The 367-nt window shown below is 61.3% G+C and carries 1 protein-coding gene; it reads right to left on the bottom strand.

All coding sequences use genetic code 11. The features are described 5' to 3' along the window. A partial coding sequence (locus CWO89_RS45330) for a transposase (RefSeq protein WP_502702967.1) occupies positions 1-367 on the bottom strand: 367 nt, incomplete at both ends.

Genomic DNA, 367 nt, shown 5'->3' with positions numbered 1-367 from the left:
CTCGACGCGGCGACGTCGTTTTGAGTGCGTTGCGATGATCTTTCCGGTGGCGACTTCGAGCGCCGCAAACAGCGTTGTGGTGCCATGCCGCTTGTAATCGTGGCTCTGACCAGTCAAGGCGCGGCCATTGGGCAACTTCAGATAGCCCTGCGCTCGCTCCAAGGCCTGGATCGAGGGCTTCTCGTCCACGCATAGCACAATGGCCTTCGCCGGCGGGGCGACGTAAAGGCCGACAACATCGGCGGCTTTGGCCGTAAAGTTCGGGTCGTTGCTCTCACACCAGGACTTGCGAGCCGCGAGGTCAATCGTGTGACTGCGCAGGAACCGCCAAACATATTGGACGTCAACATCGCCTAGCGCCTCGGCC

This window comes from Bradyrhizobium sp. Leo170 (assembly GCF_004296405.1).
Lineage (GTDB): Bacteria > Pseudomonadota > Alphaproteobacteria > Rhizobiales > Xanthobacteraceae > Bradyrhizobium.
Note: the sequence above shows the minus strand (reverse complement) of the source record. Positions and strands in the feature narration are given on the sequence as shown.